The following is an 18,432-nucleotide window of genomic DNA, read 5'->3' on the forward strand; positions in this document are numbered from 1 at the left end:
ACGTGCGCCGAGAGCGAGAAACGCAGCTCCCGCTCGTCCTCAAAATGCTTCCTGCCCTGCATCACGTTAAGGATTTGGTACTACCTCCTTAAACGGCTATCTTCAGCCAGTTGTGCAACAGGCACAAGGTATAAACATCATGCGTCGGCCGACGGCCTCGCCGCCACTTATACTATTCCGTTGGCAATCATTTAAATTATTAAAATGGTAATTGGGCCTTTCGAAATTAAAAACAATATCGGATTATTGGCATTAACAGAATCATCGATATTTGTTATCACCCTAGATTTCTGGACTTCTTTGAAGTATAACATTAGTCTTCAAATCCCATTTATCTTCGACAACACGATTGATGAACTTAAAAACAAGCCTATAAATTATCTCTTAGAAAAGTTTAAATCAGAAAGAATAGACTATTTAGATGGCCTTCAAGCTGACATTGTTAAGAGTAAGTTGTGGAAGAACCAAATTATTGTTCAACACAGAGGAATTACTACAAAATTAGGAATCTTGGACAGAGGAAGAACTGATGATTATGGAAATATAATAAGTGCAAAGGTTGAAAATTATTCAAAGGTTTAATTATTGCAGTTTAAGAGCCTAAAGAAAAAAGAAAAACGTTTGCTAAGGGACTAGCATAACACATCCTATTGCACTTCCTTTCGCATAGCTGGCACCGCCTCTTCATAAAAATCCCTGTCAGGCAACCAATTTCTTATATATAGCATCTGTAAGATGTAAGCCTGCTGCAGTAGCTTCTGTTCCAGATCCGGTTGGCCTACATCTAATCTGTAGAACCAATACGTCATGATCAAAAGAACCTTGTTGCTGCTGTTTTTCTTCGGGACTATGGCACTTGCCCAGGCACAGCACGCCCAAATGGTGAAGGTGGGAGATCACTCCCTTGAAATGATCCAGGCCGGTACCGGGGAGTACACCGTCCTCTTCGAATCAGGCTTTGGAACGGGTTATAAGGTATGGGGGAATGTCGCATCTGAAGTGATGAAAACAAACCAGGTCATGCTTTACTCCAGGGCCGGAACAGGCAATTCAGAAGCCAACCCTAATCCGCATACCTTGGAGCAGGCGGTGCAGGACCTGGAAACCCTTATGGAAGAGGCCGGTCTGAAGGGCCCTTTCATTTTAGTGGGGCACTCATATGGAGCCTTCCTCATCCGCGCCTATGCAGCAAAGCATCCGGATAACGTGAAGGGGTTCGTGTTTGTGGACCCGGCACATGAGAAAATGTTGCAGGAACTAAAGAAGGTAGACCCTGCCAAAGCGGTGAAAGACATGGAACTCCAGAACCGCAGTGTGCCCGCCAGATTCAAACAGGAGAACGAAGCCATCAACAGGATATTTGAGAAAGCCGAACTGCCCGATTTTGGGAAGCTGCCCCAGGTACCAACGGTGGTACTGACCTCGGTGCAGAAGCGGGCTACCCCAGAGTTGTTTCTGCAGGAACCGAAGGGCGTTGACGTATGGCGAAACCTGCACCATGCGTTCTTCAGTCAGTTTACCAACGGGGCGCATGTTGTAACCGCCCGGAGCGGCCACAACATACACCGCGAAGAGCCCGAATTAGTGGTGAACGCGATCCACCAGGTGGTGCAGGCCGCCACCAAGGAACAGCAACGGAAGGTACACGAAGCGAAACTAGCAGCCCTGGAAGCGAAAATGTTACAGGCGGCAACCTACCTGAAACAACGCAAAGAGCCCAAGGCCGAAGCTGTGGTGTTTGATGCGCTGAAGAGCTCTGGTCTTGACGAACGCACAATCAACACCATTGCCTATCAGCAACTCAATGATCAAGACCATATGGGGCTGGCACTGCTCACTTTCAAATATAACACGCTCCAGTACTCGCAGTCGGCTAATGCGTTTGACAGTTATGGAGAAGCCTTGCTGAAGCAGGGGAAACTCAAGCTGGCAGAGCAACAGTTTCAGCGGGCCGTTGAATTGGCTTCGGCGGCCAACGACACTGCTACGCTTAAGAACAGCAAAACCCATCTGGAGAAAATCAACCAGTTAAAAAAAAGCCAAATAAGAAAGGTGGTAGGTGCCCCTGGGCTGCTGAAGCTTATGGTGAGGGGTAGGTACATGAAAGCGGTTGTAAAAAGGGGTAGCGCCTTCAGCCGTAGATAGAATGAACCATTTTAATGAGAGCAACCAGAAAAGCAAAGTCCGCTCACAACACCAAGGGGCGTGAAAATGCCTTTTGGCCTAACCCGGTAGCTGCCACCTCAAAACAACCTAAAGCCAAAACTGAAGAATGATAAAGCAAATATTACTTGTGGGGCTGGGAGGTGGAGTTGGCAGCATTTTACGCTTTCTAACCTCGGCGCTAACGGCAAAGTATTACGCGGGCGCTTTCCCGCTGTCAACTTTTGGCGTGAATGTCATGGGTTGTTTCTTAATCGGGCTTTTGCTTGGAGTACTCGGGCAGAATATGCAAACCAACCAAGATCTTAGACTTTTATTTGTCACAGGGTTCTGCGGCGGGTATACAACATTTTCAGCATTTGCCGCCGAGAATATTGCGCTATGGCAAAATAACCATTACTGGACGGTTATGGCCTATACCGGGTTGAGTGTTCTTACCGGGCTACTTGCTGTTGGGCTCGGCTTGACTGTAGCCAAATAAAAGAATTACCCGAATGAAGGGCAGCCTCTCGCAAGGAGAATGGCCCACATGATTGAACCGGTAAGAAGTAGGAGTCTGCATTTTTATGTACATTCAGCGCGGTAGACAAAGACCCGGTTGCAAGCCCGCGCCGGGGGAGCCGTGCCTGTTCTATTTCAAGCCACCAAGCCCACCATTAACGTGACTGTTTCAAGACTTCATTACCTATCTGGCCTTATGCTAACGGTTTTTGTAGGGCTCCACCTGTTCAATCACCTCTACAGTGTTGCAGGGGCAGCTCAGCACATAGAAGTGATGAAAGGCCTTCGGCTTTTTTACCGCAACCCGCTTGTGGAGGCTGTGTTACTCCTGGCCGTGCTGGTGCAGATAGGGTCGGGGATCAACCTCTTTCAGAAGAACCGGAAGGCCGCTGTCGGCCGCTTTGATCGGTTGCACCTCTGGACCGGGCTTTACCTGGCAGTGTTCTTTGTCATTCACGTAGGCGCTGTTTTGGTGGGGCGTACGGTGCTACACCTGGACACTAACTTTTATTACGGCGTGGCGGGGCTGAACACCTTCCCGCTGAACCTGTTCTTTATTCCCTACTACGGGTTGGCCACCGTTTCCTTTTTTGGGCATACGGCAGCCATTCACAACAAGAAAATGAAACGGGCTGTCTTGGGCTGCTCGCCCCAAAGCCAGGCCCTGGCCATTCTGGCCCTGGGGGTTATGGTAACGGCCTTTATGTTCTACGGCCTGACCAACCGTTTCAGAGGGGTGGAAATCCCCGCCGAATACAGGGTCCTTATTGGAAAATAGAGTAAAAGCGCTATACTGTATTGGCGCCGGGCAGAGGGGGCACCAGCCAGATCACCGCCAGTGCCGGTGAAATGCTGGCTGTCGCTTTCAAGGGGCGGGATCAGACGCTGATCATGGGCGAAAAAACGGCGGGCTACAGTACCATGGTGAGCGAATTCAGGCTGGGCAATAGCTACCTTGGCCTTTCCTCCAGCTTTATCGCCGACCGGAACGGGACGGTGTACGAGGAGTACGTGCAGCCAGACGTAGAAATAGTAGAGGGAGATAACTTTGAGCAATTGCAGGCAGATGCAAAAGTGCAGGCGGCGCTGCACTGGTTAAAAAAGCAATAACAGACGCTATCACGGTGGCAGGGGGCACCCTTTTGGGCAATAACCCTCATCCTTAAACGTTGGAGAAGGAATGAACAGCAAGCGACAAAACAGACAGAAAAGCAATCTGCCCCTGTTGGTGGTACTGGCCGTACTGGCTGTGCTCTCGTCCTGTTCCGTGCGGAAATCCATGCAGGCCTCCCTGGAGCTCCCGGTTACCAGGCTGCTGGTTCCTGCTAAAACAATCCTCACCGGCGAGCAGCAGTGTGCCTCTCCAGACACGGTGGCTCTCACTGAAGCAAGCAAAAAGACTGGGTTTGAGCTTCCCATCGCCTTTTTACCTTTCTTTTCTTCCCTTTACCCGACGGCTTCAGCAAAAGAAGAGCAGCCCTCCGTGCGCATTGTGGAGGGTCCGCGGGGCACCGGGAAAGTTCCCATCTATATTTTATACAAAAAGATGAAGCTTTGGGCCTAAGGCTTGCGGAGTTCTAAACTTTACACCTGGCAAGGGCGCTTTTTAGGCGGGGTAAGCACTTTACCTGGCGCAGGCAATTGCTGTGCCCCTGTTTCTGGGCTAATTCCTGGAAAACAGGCCTGAAACAGGGTGCCATTCCTGGAGGCGCGCCAGCAGAGACCGCCCCTGAAAGCTGCAGAACTGCAACCGGGCCCTTGCCCTAAGGCTTATCGTTTCACCGCCTGTTCCAGACAGGCTTCCTCTTTTTGTATAAAATAATGAAAAACACTGTAATTCACGCAGACGCGCCGGCCTATTCCCAGGCGGGTCTGTTCACGCTGTCCCTTCGGTTAGTAGTAGGCTGGACCTACTTTTCCGCCTTCTGGCGCAGGCTGGTCCTGGAGAATAAGCTAGACCCCGAAACGGCGGGGTATATAGGCGAGAAGTTCAACCATTTCCTCCCGAACGCCCTGGGCATAAAACCCCTTATTGAATACCTGGTGTCTACCCCCGAAAGCCTCTGGGTGGCCATGGCCAGTTTCACCATCATAGAGGGCGTGGTAGGCCTCCTTTTTATGCTGGGTTTTCTAACCCGGCTCATGAGCCTGGGGGTTTTGGGGCTGGCCATGGGCATTCTGCTGGGCGCAGGATGGCTGGGCACCACTTGCCTGGATGAATGGCAGATTGGCGTGCTGGGCATTGCCGCCGGTTTCACCATTTATCTCACCGGTAGCGGCCCCTACTCGCTGGACCACTGGCTGGCCCGTAGAACTCCTCGCCTCACAGACTGGAAATGGTTCAGAGGCCTGGGGTCTGGGGTGTTGCCGGTGGCCCCGCACCGCCTCCCCAGGGTAGTGCTGGTGGGCTCCCTGGGCGTCTTGTTCATGACCCTGTTCACCAACCAGTACTTCCACGGGGGCGTCTGGGGCGATCTGCACAACAAATCGGTGAAGCCCAAAATAGAGATTGCCGGGACAACGCTCAGCGGCGGACAGCTGTCTTTTGAGGTGTACAGGGTAGAAGGGGCTGATGTGTACGGCTCTTTCCTGATTGGGGTACGGCTGGAGAACGAAGCTGGCGCCGCGGTGCTGGACCTGGCAGGGCAAGACCTGGCAAATTTCCCCACCACCCAGATCAGGAACGCCTACGTGGCAAAGGTGAAGCCCGGAGCCCACAGCCTGGTTATTCCCCTGGGGGCAAAAGCCACCCTTACCGTGCCTGACGCTTCCCTGGGCCTGCTGCCCGCCGGAACCTACAAGCTCACCTTAACTGACATCAGCGGTGCCCAGTGGACCAGTGAGGTGGTGAAGGAAGCCTCGGCACGGCCCCAGGGAGAAGAAAGCAGCCGTTGAAAAGGGGCGCTTATGCTGGCTGTGCCCAGGGCTGTTGGTTGCTGCAACCACAAACAGGGTGAGTGCTAACACAAGCGCCCGCACCCAACTTATAATGGCTGGTAGGGGAGAGGAACCGTGCCGGTAATCTTGCAACTTTTGGGACCCGGGCCGTGCGCCGGTGTCAAAAAACCTTTAACCCAATGATTCCTGCAACAATAAGGCTGGCCAATACCAACCGGAGAAGGCGTGCCGAATCATTGAAAAAGAAGATGCCAACCTGCAGGGTACCAACGGCGCCCAATCCTGTCCAGACCGCATAGGCCGTGCCAAGGGGGATGGATTTCTGCGCGAAAAACAGCAAGCCGCCGCTGATGCCCATAGCTACAATTGCCAGCAACACCCAACCTGTTTTATTGCTGTCGGGTTGTTGGGCCATCTTTAACCCCAGGGGCCAGCCTATCTCAAACAGGCCGCCCAAAATCAAGGCAATCCAATGCATGGTGATGTTTTTTTTAAGTACATCACAAACGTAGAGGCCCTGGCCCTGACCGATTTTGAGGTACCTCAAAATCGGTCAGGGCTTTCTTTTCCGGCCCAAGGTCTCCTGGGGAATGCCCGGGTAAGGGGCGATGTACCCCAGGTTTATTCTACTCAATACATGGGGCTGCCCCTTGAGGAGGGAATGGTACCGCTCCGCCGCCGACTCTGTCTGCAGGGAAAAAATCCGTTCCTCACGCAGAACGCACAGTTCCCCGGCGGTCTTTCGGCCAATGAGGTTCATCTCCGGATAAGTAAGATACAGCTCGTGCAGGTCTTCAGTGGAGATGGTGCACACTTCTGAGCCTTCCAGAAACTGGATGTTTTCCAACGAGGGTTGGTTGGGGTAGATGGGTAGAATAGAGCCGAAAATCTGATGCTCTTCCCCAAACCAGGTGTTCATTTCTTTGCCGTTTCTGTAAAAATAGGCCCTAATCAAGCCTTTGCTCAGCATGAAATAGCTGGAAATAAGCTGCCCCTCTTTCAGAAAATGTTCGTTTTTCCGTTTCTGGAAGTATCTTAGCCTGCGGAGTATCGCATGTTCGGCCTCCTCGCTCAGCGGCCCATACTTCTTGAGTTGTAGGAGGAACGGGTTCATTCTTTTGGGTGCAGCCTTCAGGCAGTTAGTGGATTGACGTGCCGTCTCATGTCCCGGGCGGGCAAGGTCGGCTGCCTGGCACAGCGGCTCACCGCCAGGGCTGCGGTTGGGCAGTCTGCAAAGGTATTGTGCTCAGGAAATACTCTATTGGGGTGGGGCAGATTTCTTCGGGGGCAGCCTCGGCAAGCCTTCACCCGTTCAGTCCGTTTAAGTAACGCATTTTAAACCTAGTTATACCCGTCTGTACCACCGCATGAAGCCTCGCTACTTTTTACTCCTGTTTCTTTTATTGCTCACAGGCCGGTTAGCCGCCCAGACCAAAGCCATTCATGAGGAACGGTTTATTCCCCTGGGCGGGATAGAGCAGTGGGTGACCATTAGCGGGGAAGACAAGTCTAAGCCCGTAATCTTGTTTCTGCACGGCGGGCCGGGCAGTACCATGAGCCAGTACGATGACGCCATTTACGGACCCTGGAAAAAAGACTTTGTTCTGGTGTACTGGGACCAGCGCGGGGCCGGCAGAACCTTCGGCAAGAATGCCCCCCAACCGGTCACCGAAGCGTACTGGACAGAGAACCCCCTCACCCTGGTGCGGATGACCGCCGACGGGGTTGAGCTGGCTGAGTATCTGATCAAGCACTTGTCAACCAAAAAAATCACCCTGGTGGGAACCTCCTGGGGCTCGGTGTTGGGCGCCAGCATGGCCTTGAAGCGGCCAGACCTTTTCGCGGCCTACGTGGGTCACTCGCAGATGGTCAATGAGCAGGAAGGATTCCGGCAGGCGTTCCAGACGGTTTCCAGGCTGGCGCAGGCGGCCCAGGACCAGGAATCCCTGGCGAAACTGCAGACCCTGGGTCCGCCGCCCTATGAAGATGCCCGAAAGGCGGGCCAGCTCATGCGCGTCATCAAAAAGTATGAGCGGCAGAACTCCATTCCCGCCCCGGCCACGTGGTGGAAGGTGGCCCCCGGCTATGACAATGAAAAAGACGCACAGGACAGAGAGAACGGCGATGATTATTCTTTCCTCTACTTTGCCGGCCACAAAGCTATGGGCATCAAATCTATGGGGGCCGGGGTGAACTTCATGAAAGACGGTCTGCGCTACAAGGTTCCGGTGTACTTTATCCAGGGCGAGCAAGACATTTTAACCCCCAAAGAGCTGACCCAGGCCTACTTTGACAAACTGAAAGCCCCCCGCAAAGAGTTTGTGCTGGTGCCGGGCGCCGCCCACGGGCACAACCAGGCAGTGGTAGATGCGCAGTATACAGCGGTGAAAAAGGCCCTGCGCCTCCAGTAGCGAGCCCGCCGCCACCCAGCAACTTGAAAGTGCTTTGTGAAGCGCATCTGCCCGGCCCGCCGCTGAGAAATAAAAATCAATCTGCCCGCTTTCAGCAGAGAATTGGCCAACGCCCTTGCCTTGCTTGTAGCTGCTTATTCCCCCGTTACTGATGAAGAAAGTTTTAGTACTCGTTTTCTGTTTTCTGGCTGTTTTCACCGCATCTGCCCAAAACTACCCCCACCAGAGCGATGTGTTATGGGTAACAACGCCCAGTACTACCAACTGGCTCTACCAACTGAAGGAAGAGGCCCGGGTCACCGTTGCCCTCTATGAGTACGGCATGCTGCAAAACGGCGTGAACATCCACTTCAGCATTGGCCCCGAGTTGATGCCCCCCGAAAAAACCGGAACCGTTACCCTGAAGAACGGCAAAGCCGAGATCTCTCTGGGCACCATGGCTACGCCCGGCTTTAAAGACTGCCAGTTGAGGGTCACACTGCACGGCCAGGAGTACAGGCACCACATTAAAGTAGGGTTTGCGCCGGAGCAGCTAACGCCCTATACCCCGTTTCCTGCCGATTTTGTCTCTTTCTGGCAAAAAGCCAAAGAAGAGGCGGCCCAATGCCCCCAGGAAGTGACCAAGGTGTTCGTGCCCGAGTATTCCACCAGTGAGGTAGACTGTTATCTGGTGAAGCTGCAGGCTTACAAAAAGGGCAACTATGTGTACGGCTACCTGACGGTGCCCAAGAAAGAAGGCAAATACCCCGTGGTGGTAGCACCGCCCGGCGCGGGCATCAAGCCCATGAATCCCCTGAAAGACCGGTTCTACGCCGAGAACGGCTTCATTCGGTTCGACATGGAGATCCACGGCATCAGGCCCGACCTGGACGAGGCCGCGTATGAGGAGATCAGCCGGGCCTTCGGCCGGGGGAACAACAGCTATCTGGTCAATGGCCTGGACCACCGCGACTCCTATTACCTGAAGAAAGTGTACCTGGCCTGCGTGCGCGCCGTGGATTACCTCACCTCACTGCCCCAGTGGGACGGGAAAAACGTGATCGCGCAGGGTGGCAGCCAGGGTGGGGCCCTGGCCCTGGTTACCGCCGCGCTGGATTCCCGGGTGACGGCCTGCGCCGCCAGTCACCCGGCCCTCAGCGACATGGCCGGCTTCAAGGCTAACCGGGCCGGCGGGTACCCGCACCTGTTCACCAACTTCTCCGGCATGGACACTCCCCAGAAACTGAAAACCCTGGAATACTATGATGTGGTCAACTTCGCGAAGCTGATCAAGGTGCCGGTGTTCATGACCTGGGGCTATAATGATAATGTGTGTCCGCCTACCACCAGTTACATTGTGTACAATGCCCTCAAAACCAAAAAAGAGGCCCTGATCACGCCCGTAAACGAGCACTGGATCTCGCTCAGCACCCGTCACCAGATCCTGAACTGGATCAGGCAGCACCTGCGGTAGTCTTCTTTTTGTAAATTGACCTTTTAGATAAAACATATTGCCGCCCTGGTTCCGGTAGCCTGTCCGCGCCTGACCTTGCCAGTGCCGCTCCGTTCCTTCTCTATAACCCTTATCCTTACCCGTTCATGAAAAAGCCCTTGCTGGTCATTGCCGCCCTGTTTTTCAGCCATCTTTCTGAAAGTTACGCCCAAACAGACTCCCTGAAAGCCTACGTCACGGAAGCGCTGAACCTGATGAAGGAGCGCTCGGTGAACAAGAAAAAGGTGGACTGGGAGAGCCTCTACGCCAGCGCGTTGGCCAAAACAGATACTGCCAGAAGCCTCAGGGGCACTTACCCCATCATTGAGGAAGCATTGGGCCAGCTTCAGGACAAACATTCCAAGTTCTTCCCGCCCGAGGTGATAGCAGCCTACAACAAAGGCTACCGGGCCCTGGGCATGCCTTTCCCGAAGCCCGAGGCCAGGATGATTGAAGGAAAATATGCGTACATCTCGGTGCCGGCTTTCTACGTGAACCATCTGGAGGAGCAGCGGGAATACGCCACTTCCATACAAGCGGCCCTCCAGCAACTAGATGCGCAGAAGCCCCAAGGCTGGATCATTGACTTGCGCAGGAATGATGGCGGCATGTCTAACCCCATGCTGGCGGGCATTGGTTCTTTCATAGAAAACGAGAAAAGCGCCGGGTGGAAGAACGCCGATGGCAAAGCCACCTTCTGGGTGTACAGGAAAGGAAAAGTGTACGAGGGCGGCAATCTAGTCTTTGACCTGGCCTCCAAACCGTACGTGGTGAAGAGCCGAAAAAAACCGGTGAGTGTGCTGGTAAGCCGGAACTCAGCCAGCGCCGCCGAAGTGGTGGCCATGGCCTTTGTGGGCCGCAAAAATACCAGACTCATCGGCACCAACACCAACGGCCTGACCTCGGCCAATGACGCGCACAAACTCTCAGACGGGGCTTATCTTGTTCTAACCGAGGGCAACTACATAGATAGAACCCAGAAAGAGTACGCCAAAGTGGGAGAGGGCATCGCCGCTGACATTCCGGTGGGGAAACTCAGCAAAGACAAAGAGGAGAATGACAGGGTGTACCTGCAAAAAGCCGTGGAATACCTGAGCGCCGGAAGCAAGTGAGACAGTTTACATTGCCTGCCGCCCGTGGGGACCAATAGTTTGGTATGCTGTACGTCAAGCCCCGCAGAGCAAAGCAGCTACCCCCAGACTCCTGAACCATCATCAGCAAGGCCTTTTTCTATGAAAGCAAGAGAAGAAATCATCCATCGGTACGTAGCCGCCTACAACGCGTTCCAGGTGGACGGGATGCTCGCGGATTTAGACGAGAACATCCGGTTTGAGAACATCACAAACGGGGTAACCAACCTGAGCCTGCAGGGGTTGGCGGCCTTCAGGGAGCAGGCGGAGCAGGCCAAAAGCCTGTTCTCCGCAAGAACGCAGACCATCCAGTCCTTTCTGCACCGGGAGCAGGAGACCGAGGTAGAAATTGCCTACCATGCCGTTTTGGCCCAGGATCTGCCAAACGGTCTCAAAACCGGCCATGAGCTACACTTGCGGGGTAAATCCATCTTCAGGTTCTCCGGTGACAAGATTACCCAGATCACAGACATCAGTTAGCCCGGGCGGCTTGGCCCTCAGGGGGGCCTGTTTTCTGACCGTTTTCCTGAAAAGCCCTAAAAAACAGAACCCGGAAGCTCAGCCCTCTTGACTGTGCTTCCGGGTTCTGGCGTTTCAACACACACCCGTTACACCATGGGGGATGACTTTACCCTGGGTTGGTTGTAATCGGGTTCCCAGTCGTTAATAGGCAGGCAAATGCCTGGGGGAAGGTCCAGGTCGGGCAAACCGTCATTGAGCGGCTCGCCTCCGTCATCGTCGTTGTCGTCTTGGGGGGGTACGCTTAATCTTTTACGCGGGGCCAGCGCAAGAAAGGCTATCAAGGCAAACATGGCCAAAGAGTATACGATCATCATAACAGTTGATGAATTAAAAGTCTCACATCACATCCACTGCCGCGCGGGCGTCTCTATCCTGTTCAACGTATGGCAGCGGTGCTATGTTGACCGTTGGGGCAAAAAAATCTCAGAAGCCGGCCACAGAGTTGGTTTCTAAAAATAGGGGGCGTAGCTTTGCTTCAGTTTTAGGGGTGCCTTAATACAACGGGCTGAGATCATACCCATTGAACCTGATCCGGGTAGTGCCGGCGAAGGGAAAAACAAGGGAAACAAAACATGTGGGAGCACTGGCCCCTGGTGGCTTCTGTTTGTTTTACTTTATCTATTTCTTTCAAATGAAAAGAGTTTTGGCCCTGCTTTGGGGCTTCCTGCTGCCGTGGTTAGCCATGGCGCAGAACACGCTGTCTGGTCGCGTCATTGATGCTGCCACGCAGAATCCGCTTATCAGTAGTACCGTTTCTATTACGCCTGGTAACCGCTCCACCCTCACAGATGCCACCGGGCATTATACTTTCCCCAACCTGCCGGCCGGCGAGTACACCGTGCAAGTATCGTATCTGGGGTACGCCTCAGGCTCCCGAACCGTGACCGTGCCTACCTCCGGAGGCCAGGACATTCCACTTACCCGCACCAGCGTGGCCACCAAAGAAGTATTGGTGACCGCCACCCGCGCCAACGAGAAAACCGGAACCACCTATTCCAATGTGAGCAAGCAGGAACTGGAGAGCCGCAATTTTGGCCAGGATTTGCCCTATCTGCTGGAAAACACACCTTCTCTGGTGACCAACTCAGACGCCGGCGCCGGCGTGGGCTACACCAGCATGCGCATCAGGGGCTCAGACATCACCCGCATCAACGTAACCGTGAACGGAATTCCGGTGAATGATGCCGAAAGCCATGGCGTTTTCTTCGTGAACATGCCAGATTTCGCTTCTTCCCTGCAGGATGTGCAGATTCAGCGCGGGGTGGGAACTTCGTCTAACGGACCAGGAGCTTTCGGTGCCAGCCTGAACCTGCAAACGCAGGACGCCAGCCCCGAAGCCTACGCCCGCACCGACAATGCCTACGGTTCTTACAACACCTGGAAAAACAACGTGCAGTTTGGCACCGGCCTGCTGGGCGGCAAGTTTGCCGTAGACGGCCGTTTGTCCCGCATTACCTCAGATGGCTACATTGAGCGCGCCAGCTCTAACCTGAAATCGTTTTACCTGTCGGGTGGGTATTACGGGGCGAAGGACCTGCTCAAAGTGGTGGTGTTTGGGGGCCATGAGAAAACCTACCAGGCCTGGAACGGCGTGGACGAGGAGACTCTGAAAACCAACCGTCGCTACAACTCCTCTGGAACGGAGATGGGCGATGACACCCCCTATGAGAATGAGGTAGACGATTACCAGCAGTACCACTACCAACTGCATTATGGCCACGAGTTCAACTCGCTGCTGTCTCTGAACGCGGCGCTGCATTACACCCGTGGCTTCGGGTTTTATGAGAACTACAAGGCGGGGGAAAGTTTGGCAGCCTACAGCATTCCGCCGGTAACAGTTGGAGGCACCGCCGTGGAGGAAACCGATCTGGTGCGCCAGAAATGGCTGGACAATCACTTCTACGGCACCACGTTCGCGTTGCAGTACCGCGGCACCGGCAAGCTTTCGGCGGTAGTGGGCGGAGGCTGGAACCGCTACACCGGCGATCACTTCGGGGAAGTGATTTGGGCACAATATGCGCCTACCATCAGGCCCGGTCACCGCTACTATGACGGCAATGCCCGCAAAGCCGATTTCAACCTGTACGGCAAAGCCACCTGGCAGGCCACGGAGCAGTTGAGCTTCTTCGGGGATCTGCAGTACCGCACCGTGAACTACAAAATCAATGGCACCGACGATGACCACCGCGACGTAACCGCCCGCGCCAACTACGAGTTCTTCAACCCCAAAGCCGGCGCTACCTTTACCCTCTCAGAGGCGCATCAGCTGTACGCTTCCGTAGCGGTAGGGCACCGCGAGCCTACCCGCTCAGACTTCACTGACCGTCCGGTAGGGGATAAGGCCAAAGCCGAACGCATGGTAGACTGGGAAGCCGGTTACCGCCTACATCAGCCTTTAGGCGAACTGAACGGCCTGCCGTTGCGCCTCACCGCCGACCTCACCTACTTCTACATGGACTACAAAGACCAACTGGTGCTTACCGGCCAGGTGAACAACGTAGGTACCCCGCTCAGAACCAATATCCCTGAAAGCTACAGAACCGGGGTAGAACTGGCCGCCGGGGTAGGACTAGGCGAGTTAGCCCGCTTCACCACCAACCTGTCCCTGAGCCGCAACCGCATCAAGAACTTCGGGGAGACGCTGTATCGCTTTGACGAGGACTACAACCCGGTAGAAGAGCTGCGCACCACCTACGGGGAGACTACTATTTCTTACTCGCCCAGCGTGGTAACCTCGCACCAGATAGAGGTGCAACCGGTATCTGGGCTGCGGTTCCAATTCCAGTTCAAAACGGTGAGTGAGCAGTTCCTGGACAATTCTGCCAGCCAGGAGCGCCGCCTGAAGCCGTATGAGGTAGGAGACGTGCGGGTGTTTTACCGTTTCAGACCTGTGAACTGGATGAAGGAAGTGGAACTGGGCTTACTGGTGAACAACGTGTTCAATGAAGAGTACGAGACCAACGGCTTTACCTTCTCTGAGTACTACGTAGGCGACAACACCCGCTACCATTACAACTACTACTTCCCGCAAGCGCCTCGCAACTACATGGCCCAGATAAGCCTACGTTTCTAAGCCCTTTTCATAGAAACAGGCCTAAAATGGAAGGCAGCTTGTTCCTTTAGGTTTTCACCTTTACTAAAAACAAAAATCGCCGGAGTTGCTCAGCAGATGCAACTCCGGCGATTTTTTTCGGGTCTATGGCCTACAAGCGGTCTCTTATCAAATCCAATACCCGACCCCGAATACTAAACCATCTATGAAAAAAGTTTACCAATTACTTCTCCTGGCGGCACTCTTCTGTGTTGTTTCTCCGGCTGCAGCCCAGCATAAAACAGACGCAGAGTGGCTGCAACTAATCAAGAAAGACTACCGGCAGTTTGCCCGGGAATTCACCGCCGATTCACCCACCGATTTTGCCAAGACCCAGAAAGTGGTGCATTGGCTGGTGCAGCATTTTGAGTGGAAAGCCACCGATTACCAGAAACGCACAGTGGAACAGATCATCGCCCGGGGCGGAGGGAACTGCGCTGAACTGGCTTCCATCACCAAAGCCATGCTGAAAGAACTGCAGGTGCAGCAACGTACGGTGCAGGAAATCAACCTCCACAAAGAAAGTGAGCAACGGCAGGAGAATGCCCGCCAGTTGGTGCAGGAAAAAGGAAACAGAGGGTCAGTCTTCGGTCGGCAGCACAATGACCATGTCTGGCTGGAGGTCTACGATGTCACCACCAAACAGTGGCAACCGGTAGATCCCTCGCTGGGCCTTGTGGGGCTGCAGGATTGGCTCAAGAGCCGCGTCCTTTTTGAGGAACGTCAGTTACTGGACCCCACCGGCCATGACATGATCGTGCCCATGGCCATCTTTGTGCTGGGTCCCGGCGGAGAGCTGCTGGAAGACCGCACCCAGCACTACCTGGTGCAGGCCTTCAATCAATACTACGGCCAGCGCCTGCAAACTTTGCCGGAGTGGGAAACCTGGCAATCTAGCCTTGCTTCCCTGGGCCCGAAATGCTACCAAGCGTTTGCCGGAAAGACCAACCTGCACCAGTACGGTCAGGAGATTGCCCAACTAGGGCAGGTCTACCAAAAGCTGAAAGTCAGCTATAACTCCAAGAAGTAGGTGGCCGGGTTTGTTTTTGCCCTGATTTCCTGAAAAGAGCCTTAAAACGTAGAGCCAAACCAACCCCGTAAAAGGTTTTGCTAACAACTGTTGGCGGGTGTTGGGTTTCTTGTTATGTTTGGCCGAAGACATTGAAGAAAACCTTACCTCTATGGCTGCAGACAACTCCGGCGCTCCAGATTATTTCAACGTAGATGACCTGCTCACCGACGAGCACAAGCTCATCCGCCAGACCATGCGCGACTTTGTGAAGCGCGAAATCTCCCCCAACATTGAGAAATGGGCCCAGGACGCTCACTTCCCGAAGGAGATCGTGCCCAAGTTCGGTGAGATTGGCGCGTTCGGTCCCACCATTCCAACCGAGTACGGCGGCGGCGGGCTGGACTACATCAGCTACGGCATCATCATGCAGGAAATAGAGCGCGGCGACTCTGGCATGCGGTCTACAGCCTCGGTTCAGGGGTCTTTAGTGATGTACCCCATTTACGCCTACGGATCGGAGGAACAGCGCCGGAAATACCTGCCCAAACTGGCCTCCGGCGAATGGCTGGGCTGCTTTGGCTTGACAGAGCCTGACTTTGGTTCCAATCCCGGCGGCATGGTGACTACCATCAAAGACCAGGGTGATCATTATCTGCTCAACGGCGCCAAACTATGGATCTCCAACTCACCGGAATGTCAGGTAGCCGTGGTGTGGGCCAAGAATGAGCAGGGCCGCATCAAAGGCCTCATTGTGGAGCGCGGCATGGAAGGCTTCACCACTCCTGAGATCCACAACAAATGGAGCTTGCGGGCCTCTACCACCGGCGAGCTGGTGTTTGACAACGTGAAAGTGCCCAAAGAGAACCTGCTGCCCAACATTGACGGTCTCAAAGGTCCGCTAGGCTGTTTGGACTCGGCGCGGTACGGCATTTCCTGGGGAGCCATCGGGGCGGCCATTGACTGCTACGAAAGCGCCTTGAACTATGCCAAGCAGCGCATCCAGTTTGATAAACCCATTGCCAGCTTCCAGTTGGTGCAGAAGAAATTAGCCGAGATGGTGACCGAAATCACCAAAGCCCAGCTCATGGTGTGGCGTTTGGGCGTGCTCAAGAACGAAGGCAAAGCCACCACCCAGCAGATCTCCATGGCCAAGCGCAACAGCGTGGAGATGGCCTTGAACGTAGCCCGCGAGGCGCGTCAAATCCACGGCGGCATGGGCATCACCGGCGAGTATCCCATCATGCGCCACATGATGAACCTGGAAAGCGTGATCACCTACGAGGGTACCCATGACATCCACCTGCTCATCACCGGCGCAGACATCACGGGCATTCAGGCGTTCAAATAGTTGCTTGTAGCGGCATTTACAGTAAATGGAAGAAAGTAAAAACGACGTCTATCTGTCATTTGAAGAGTTAGAGGACAACAAAACCAGAAGGCGTGAATTGTTGCCTTGGTGGATGAAGGCCTTTATCTGGATTTTCCTAATAATGGGGGCCATAGTTCCAATTGGATTGATAATGGGCCTGATGGGGTTTAGCTTTTCTATCTCTTTGTATGGATTTGAGACCACTACCCCCATATCAGCCACAGGTATCACTTTATCGGTACTGATTTTGGTAAAAGGGGTAACCGCTTTTGGATTGTGGACCGAAAAAGATTGGGCTGTGAGGCTAGGGATTTTTGATGCAGTAATCGGCCTTGTAGCGTGTGTGCTAGCCATGTTTGTGGTCCCTTTTGTTGATAGATCAGAGGGGTTTGTTCTAAACTTCAGGTTAGAACCTATTTTGTTAGTTCTGTATCTGTTGAAACTTCAAAAAATAAAATCCTCTTGGGAGGCAGAATAATTAGAGCAAAAGGGAAAGCCTGGTCTAGCCCCCGGTCTGCTCTGCTTTGCAGTTTTTATTCCAACCCCTTAATAATCATAAGAAAGGCAGCTGCGGAGACGTGGCTGCTTTTTCTGTTTTGGGTCTGTTTTTCAGGAACCAAGCTCAAAACAACTTATGCTAATTAGGTTGGTTGAAGTGCCTGATGTTGGTAAAAATACTAGCAAAAAGTAGAGTTTTTGTGCCGCCCAGGGACCGTTTTTAGCCCCTGAAGTGTTACCTTTACAGAGAATTCTTTGCCGTATCGCTGAGAGATTTACCATGAGAGAAGATTATTTAAAAGGCTCCGCCGAAAGCCTTACCCCTGCCGAGAAGGAGTTTGACAAGGCGCTCCGCCCCCTGGACTTCGGGGACTTTACCGGCCAGGAGAAGGTGGTGGAAAACCTGAAGGTGTTTGTGGGAGCCGCCATCATGCGGGGCGAGGCCTTGGACCACGTGCTCCTGCACGGACCTCCCGGCCTGGGGAAAACCACGCTGTCGCACATCATCGCTAATGCCCTGGGTTCCAATATCAAGATTACGTCTGGTCCGGTGCTGGACAAACCCAGTGATCTGGCCGGTCTGTTGACCAATCTGGAGCGCAACGACGTGCTGTTCATTGACGAGATTCACCGCCTGAACCCTATTGTGGAGGAGTACCTGTACTCGGCCATGGAGGATTATAAGATAGATATCATGCTGGACTCAGGCCCCAATGCCCGTTCCGTGCAGATCTCGTTGAACCCGTTTACGCTCATTGGGGCTACTACGCGCTCGGGTCTGCTGACTTCGCCGCTACGGGCCCGCTTCGGGATCAATGCCCGTCTGGAGTACTATGATTCCAAGTTGTTGACCACCATTGTGCAGCGCTCTTCTGAGATTCTGGGCGCGCCCATCCACGAGGATGCCGCCTTTGAGATTGCCCGGCGGAGCCGCGGGACGCCGCGTATCGCCAATAACCTGTTGCGCCGTACCCGGGACTTCGCGCAGATCAAAGGAGACGGAACCATTACCGTGGAGATTGCCAAATTCGCTCTGAATGCCCTGGACGTTGACCAAAGCGGCCTGGACGAGATGGATAAACGTATTCTGAGCACCATCATTGACAAGTTCAAAGGTGGTCCGGTGGGTATCTCTACCATCGCTACCGCCTGCGGCGAAGAGGCCGAAACCATTGAAGAGGTGTACGAGCCGTTCCTGATCCAGGAAGGATACATCAAGCGTACCAGCCGGGGGCGCGAGGCTACTGAGGCTGCTTACCGTCACTTGGGCAAGATAGCCCCCAACCATGTGCGCAGCGGCACCTTGTTTGATCAGGCAGAATAAGGATAAGACACCCGTAGGAGCTTCGCACACTACGAGGTCACA

Annotated in this window: 19 protein-coding genes and 1 riboswitch; of the genes, 16 read left to right on the plus strand and 3 right to left on the minus strand. The window is 53.9% G+C overall.

Features of this window, described 5'->3' with window-relative positions; genetic code table 11:
• The first annotated feature begins 204 nt into the window (after positions 1 to 204).
• From JT718_RS17040 to JT718_RS17070, 7 genes are all read left to right on the plus strand, one after another.
• Positions 205 to 582 carry a hypothetical protein gene (locus JT718_RS17040; protein ID WP_205503995.1) on the plus strand — a complete coding sequence of 126 codons (378 nt, stop codon included), beginning with the start codon at positions 205 to 207 and terminating at the stop codon, positions 580 to 582.
• 225 nt (positions 583 to 807) lie between these two features.
• Positions 808 to 2,145 (plus strand): alpha/beta fold hydrolase, encoded by a 1,338-nt coding sequence (locus tag JT718_RS17045; RefSeq protein WP_205503996.1) that lies wholly within the window; start codon positions 808 to 810, stop codon positions 2,143 to 2,145.
• A 127-nt stretch (positions 2,146 to 2,272) separates the two neighbouring features.
• Positions 2,273 to 2,644 carry a fluoride efflux transporter CrcB gene (gene crcB / locus JT718_RS17050; RefSeq protein ID WP_205503997.1) on the plus strand — a complete coding sequence of 124 codons (372 nt, stop codon included), beginning with the start codon at positions 2,273 to 2,275 and terminating at the stop codon, positions 2,642 to 2,644.
• A gap of 216 nt (positions 2,645 to 2,860) precedes the next feature.
• On the plus strand, positions 2,861 to 3,442 hold the full coding sequence (locus tag JT718_RS17055; RefSeq protein WP_205503998.1) for a succinate dehydrogenase/fumarate reductase transmembrane subunit: 582 nt from the start codon (positions 2,861 to 2,863) through the stop codon (positions 3,440 to 3,442).
• Between the two features lie 20 nt (positions 3,443 to 3,462).
• On the plus strand, positions 3,463 to 3,774 hold the full coding sequence (locus JT718_RS17060; RefSeq protein ID WP_205503999.1) for a S41 family peptidase: 312 nt from the start codon (positions 3,463 to 3,465) through the stop codon (positions 3,772 to 3,774).
• A gap of 70 nt (positions 3,775 to 3,844) precedes the next feature.
• Positions 3,845 to 4,228, plus strand: a complete 384-nt coding sequence (locus tag JT718_RS17065; protein ID WP_205504000.1) for a hypothetical protein — start codon at positions 3,845 to 3,847, stop codon at positions 4,226 to 4,228.
• A 257-nt stretch (positions 4,229 to 4,485) separates the two neighbouring features.
• Complete coding sequence (locus JT718_RS17070; RefSeq protein ID WP_205504001.1) at positions 4,486 to 5,559, plus strand: TQO small subunit DoxD; 1,074 nt, start codon at positions 4,486 to 4,488, stop codon at positions 5,557 to 5,559.
• Between the two features lie 163 nt (positions 5,560 to 5,722).
• Here JT718_RS17070 and JT718_RS17075 read toward each other — a convergent pair whose 3' ends face one another.
• Both JT718_RS17075 and JT718_RS17080 read right to left on the minus strand, forming a co-directional pair.
• Positions 5,723 to 6,040 (minus strand): DMT family transporter, encoded by a 318-nt coding sequence (locus tag JT718_RS17075; RefSeq protein WP_205504002.1) that lies wholly within the window; start codon positions 6,038 to 6,040, stop codon positions 5,723 to 5,725.
• Between the two features lie 75 nt (positions 6,041 to 6,115).
• The gene (locus JT718_RS17080; RefSeq protein WP_205504003.1) at positions 6,116 to 6,676 is read right to left on the minus strand and encodes a Crp/Fnr family transcriptional regulator; all 561 of its coding nucleotides are present in this window, start codon (positions 6,674 to 6,676) and stop codon (positions 6,116 to 6,118) included.
• Positions 6,677 to 6,929: 253 nt separating this feature from the next.
• Here JT718_RS17080 and JT718_RS17085 point away from each other — a divergent pair, with 253 nt between their 5' ends.
• The 4 genes from JT718_RS17085 to JT718_RS17100 all read left to right on the plus strand — a co-directional run bounded on the left by JT718_RS17085 (position 6,930) and on the right by JT718_RS17100 (position 11,054).
• Entirely contained in the window at positions 6,930 to 7,973 is a 1,044-nt protein-coding gene (locus JT718_RS17085) for an alpha/beta fold hydrolase (protein ID WP_205504004.1), read from the plus strand.
• Between the two features lie 151 nt (positions 7,974 to 8,124).
• Positions 8,125 to 9,426, plus strand: a complete 1,302-nt coding sequence (locus tag JT718_RS17090) for an acetylxylan esterase (protein WP_205504005.1) — start codon at positions 8,125 to 8,127, stop codon at positions 9,424 to 9,426.
• Between the two features lie 125 nt (positions 9,427 to 9,551).
• On the plus strand, positions 9,552 to 10,556 hold the full coding sequence (locus tag JT718_RS17095; protein WP_205504006.1) for a S41 family peptidase: 1,005 nt from the start codon (positions 9,552 to 9,554) through the stop codon (positions 10,554 to 10,556).
• A gap of 120 nt (positions 10,557 to 10,676) precedes the next feature.
• Positions 10,677 to 11,054, plus strand: coding sequence for a nuclear transport factor 2 family protein (locus tag JT718_RS17100; protein WP_205504007.1), 378 nt, complete (start codon positions 10,677 to 10,679; stop codon positions 11,052 to 11,054).
• Between the two features lie 128 nt (positions 11,055 to 11,182).
• Here JT718_RS17100 and JT718_RS17105 read toward each other — a convergent pair whose 3' ends face one another.
• The gene (locus JT718_RS17105; RefSeq protein WP_205504008.1) at positions 11,183 to 11,410 is read right to left on the minus strand and encodes a hypothetical protein; all 228 of its coding nucleotides are present in this window, start codon (positions 11,408 to 11,410) and stop codon (positions 11,183 to 11,185) included.
• A gap of 159 nt (positions 11,411 to 11,569) precedes the next feature.
• A riboswitch (TPP riboswitch) is annotated at positions 11,570 to 11,666 on the plus strand.
• Between the two features lie 61 nt (positions 11,667 to 11,727).
• Here JT718_RS17105 and JT718_RS17110 point away from each other — a divergent pair.
• From JT718_RS17110 to ruvB, 5 genes are all read left to right on the plus strand, one after another.
• Positions 11,728 to 14,169 (plus strand): TonB-dependent receptor, encoded by a 2,442-nt coding sequence (locus JT718_RS17110; protein ID WP_205504009.1) that lies wholly within the window; start codon positions 11,728 to 11,730, stop codon positions 14,167 to 14,169.
• 184 nt (positions 14,170 to 14,353) lie between these two features.
• Entirely contained in the window at positions 14,354 to 15,217 is an 864-nt protein-coding gene (locus JT718_RS17115) for a transglutaminase-like domain-containing protein (protein ID WP_205504010.1), read from the plus strand.
• Between the two features lie 151 nt (positions 15,218 to 15,368).
• Positions 15,369 to 16,547, plus strand: coding sequence for an acyl-CoA dehydrogenase family protein (locus tag JT718_RS17120; protein ID WP_205504011.1), 1,179 nt, complete (start codon positions 15,369 to 15,371; stop codon positions 16,545 to 16,547).
• A gap of 25 nt (positions 16,548 to 16,572) precedes the next feature.
• Entirely contained in the window at positions 16,573 to 17,046 is a 474-nt protein-coding gene (locus JT718_RS17125) for a hypothetical protein (RefSeq protein ID WP_205504012.1), read from the plus strand.
• Between the two features lie 300 nt (positions 17,047 to 17,346).
• A complete protein-coding gene (gene ruvB, locus JT718_RS17130) occupies positions 17,347 to 18,390 on the plus strand; it encodes a Holliday junction branch migration DNA helicase RuvB (RefSeq protein WP_205504013.1) in 1,044 nt (347 codons plus the stop codon).
• Positions 18,391 to 18,432: the final 42 nt, after the last annotated feature.

This window comes from Rufibacter psychrotolerans (genome assembly GCF_016924645.1).
In the GTDB taxonomy this organism is placed as follows: Bacteria; Bacteroidota; Bacteroidia; order Cytophagales; family Hymenobacteraceae; genus Nibribacter; species Nibribacter psychrotolerans.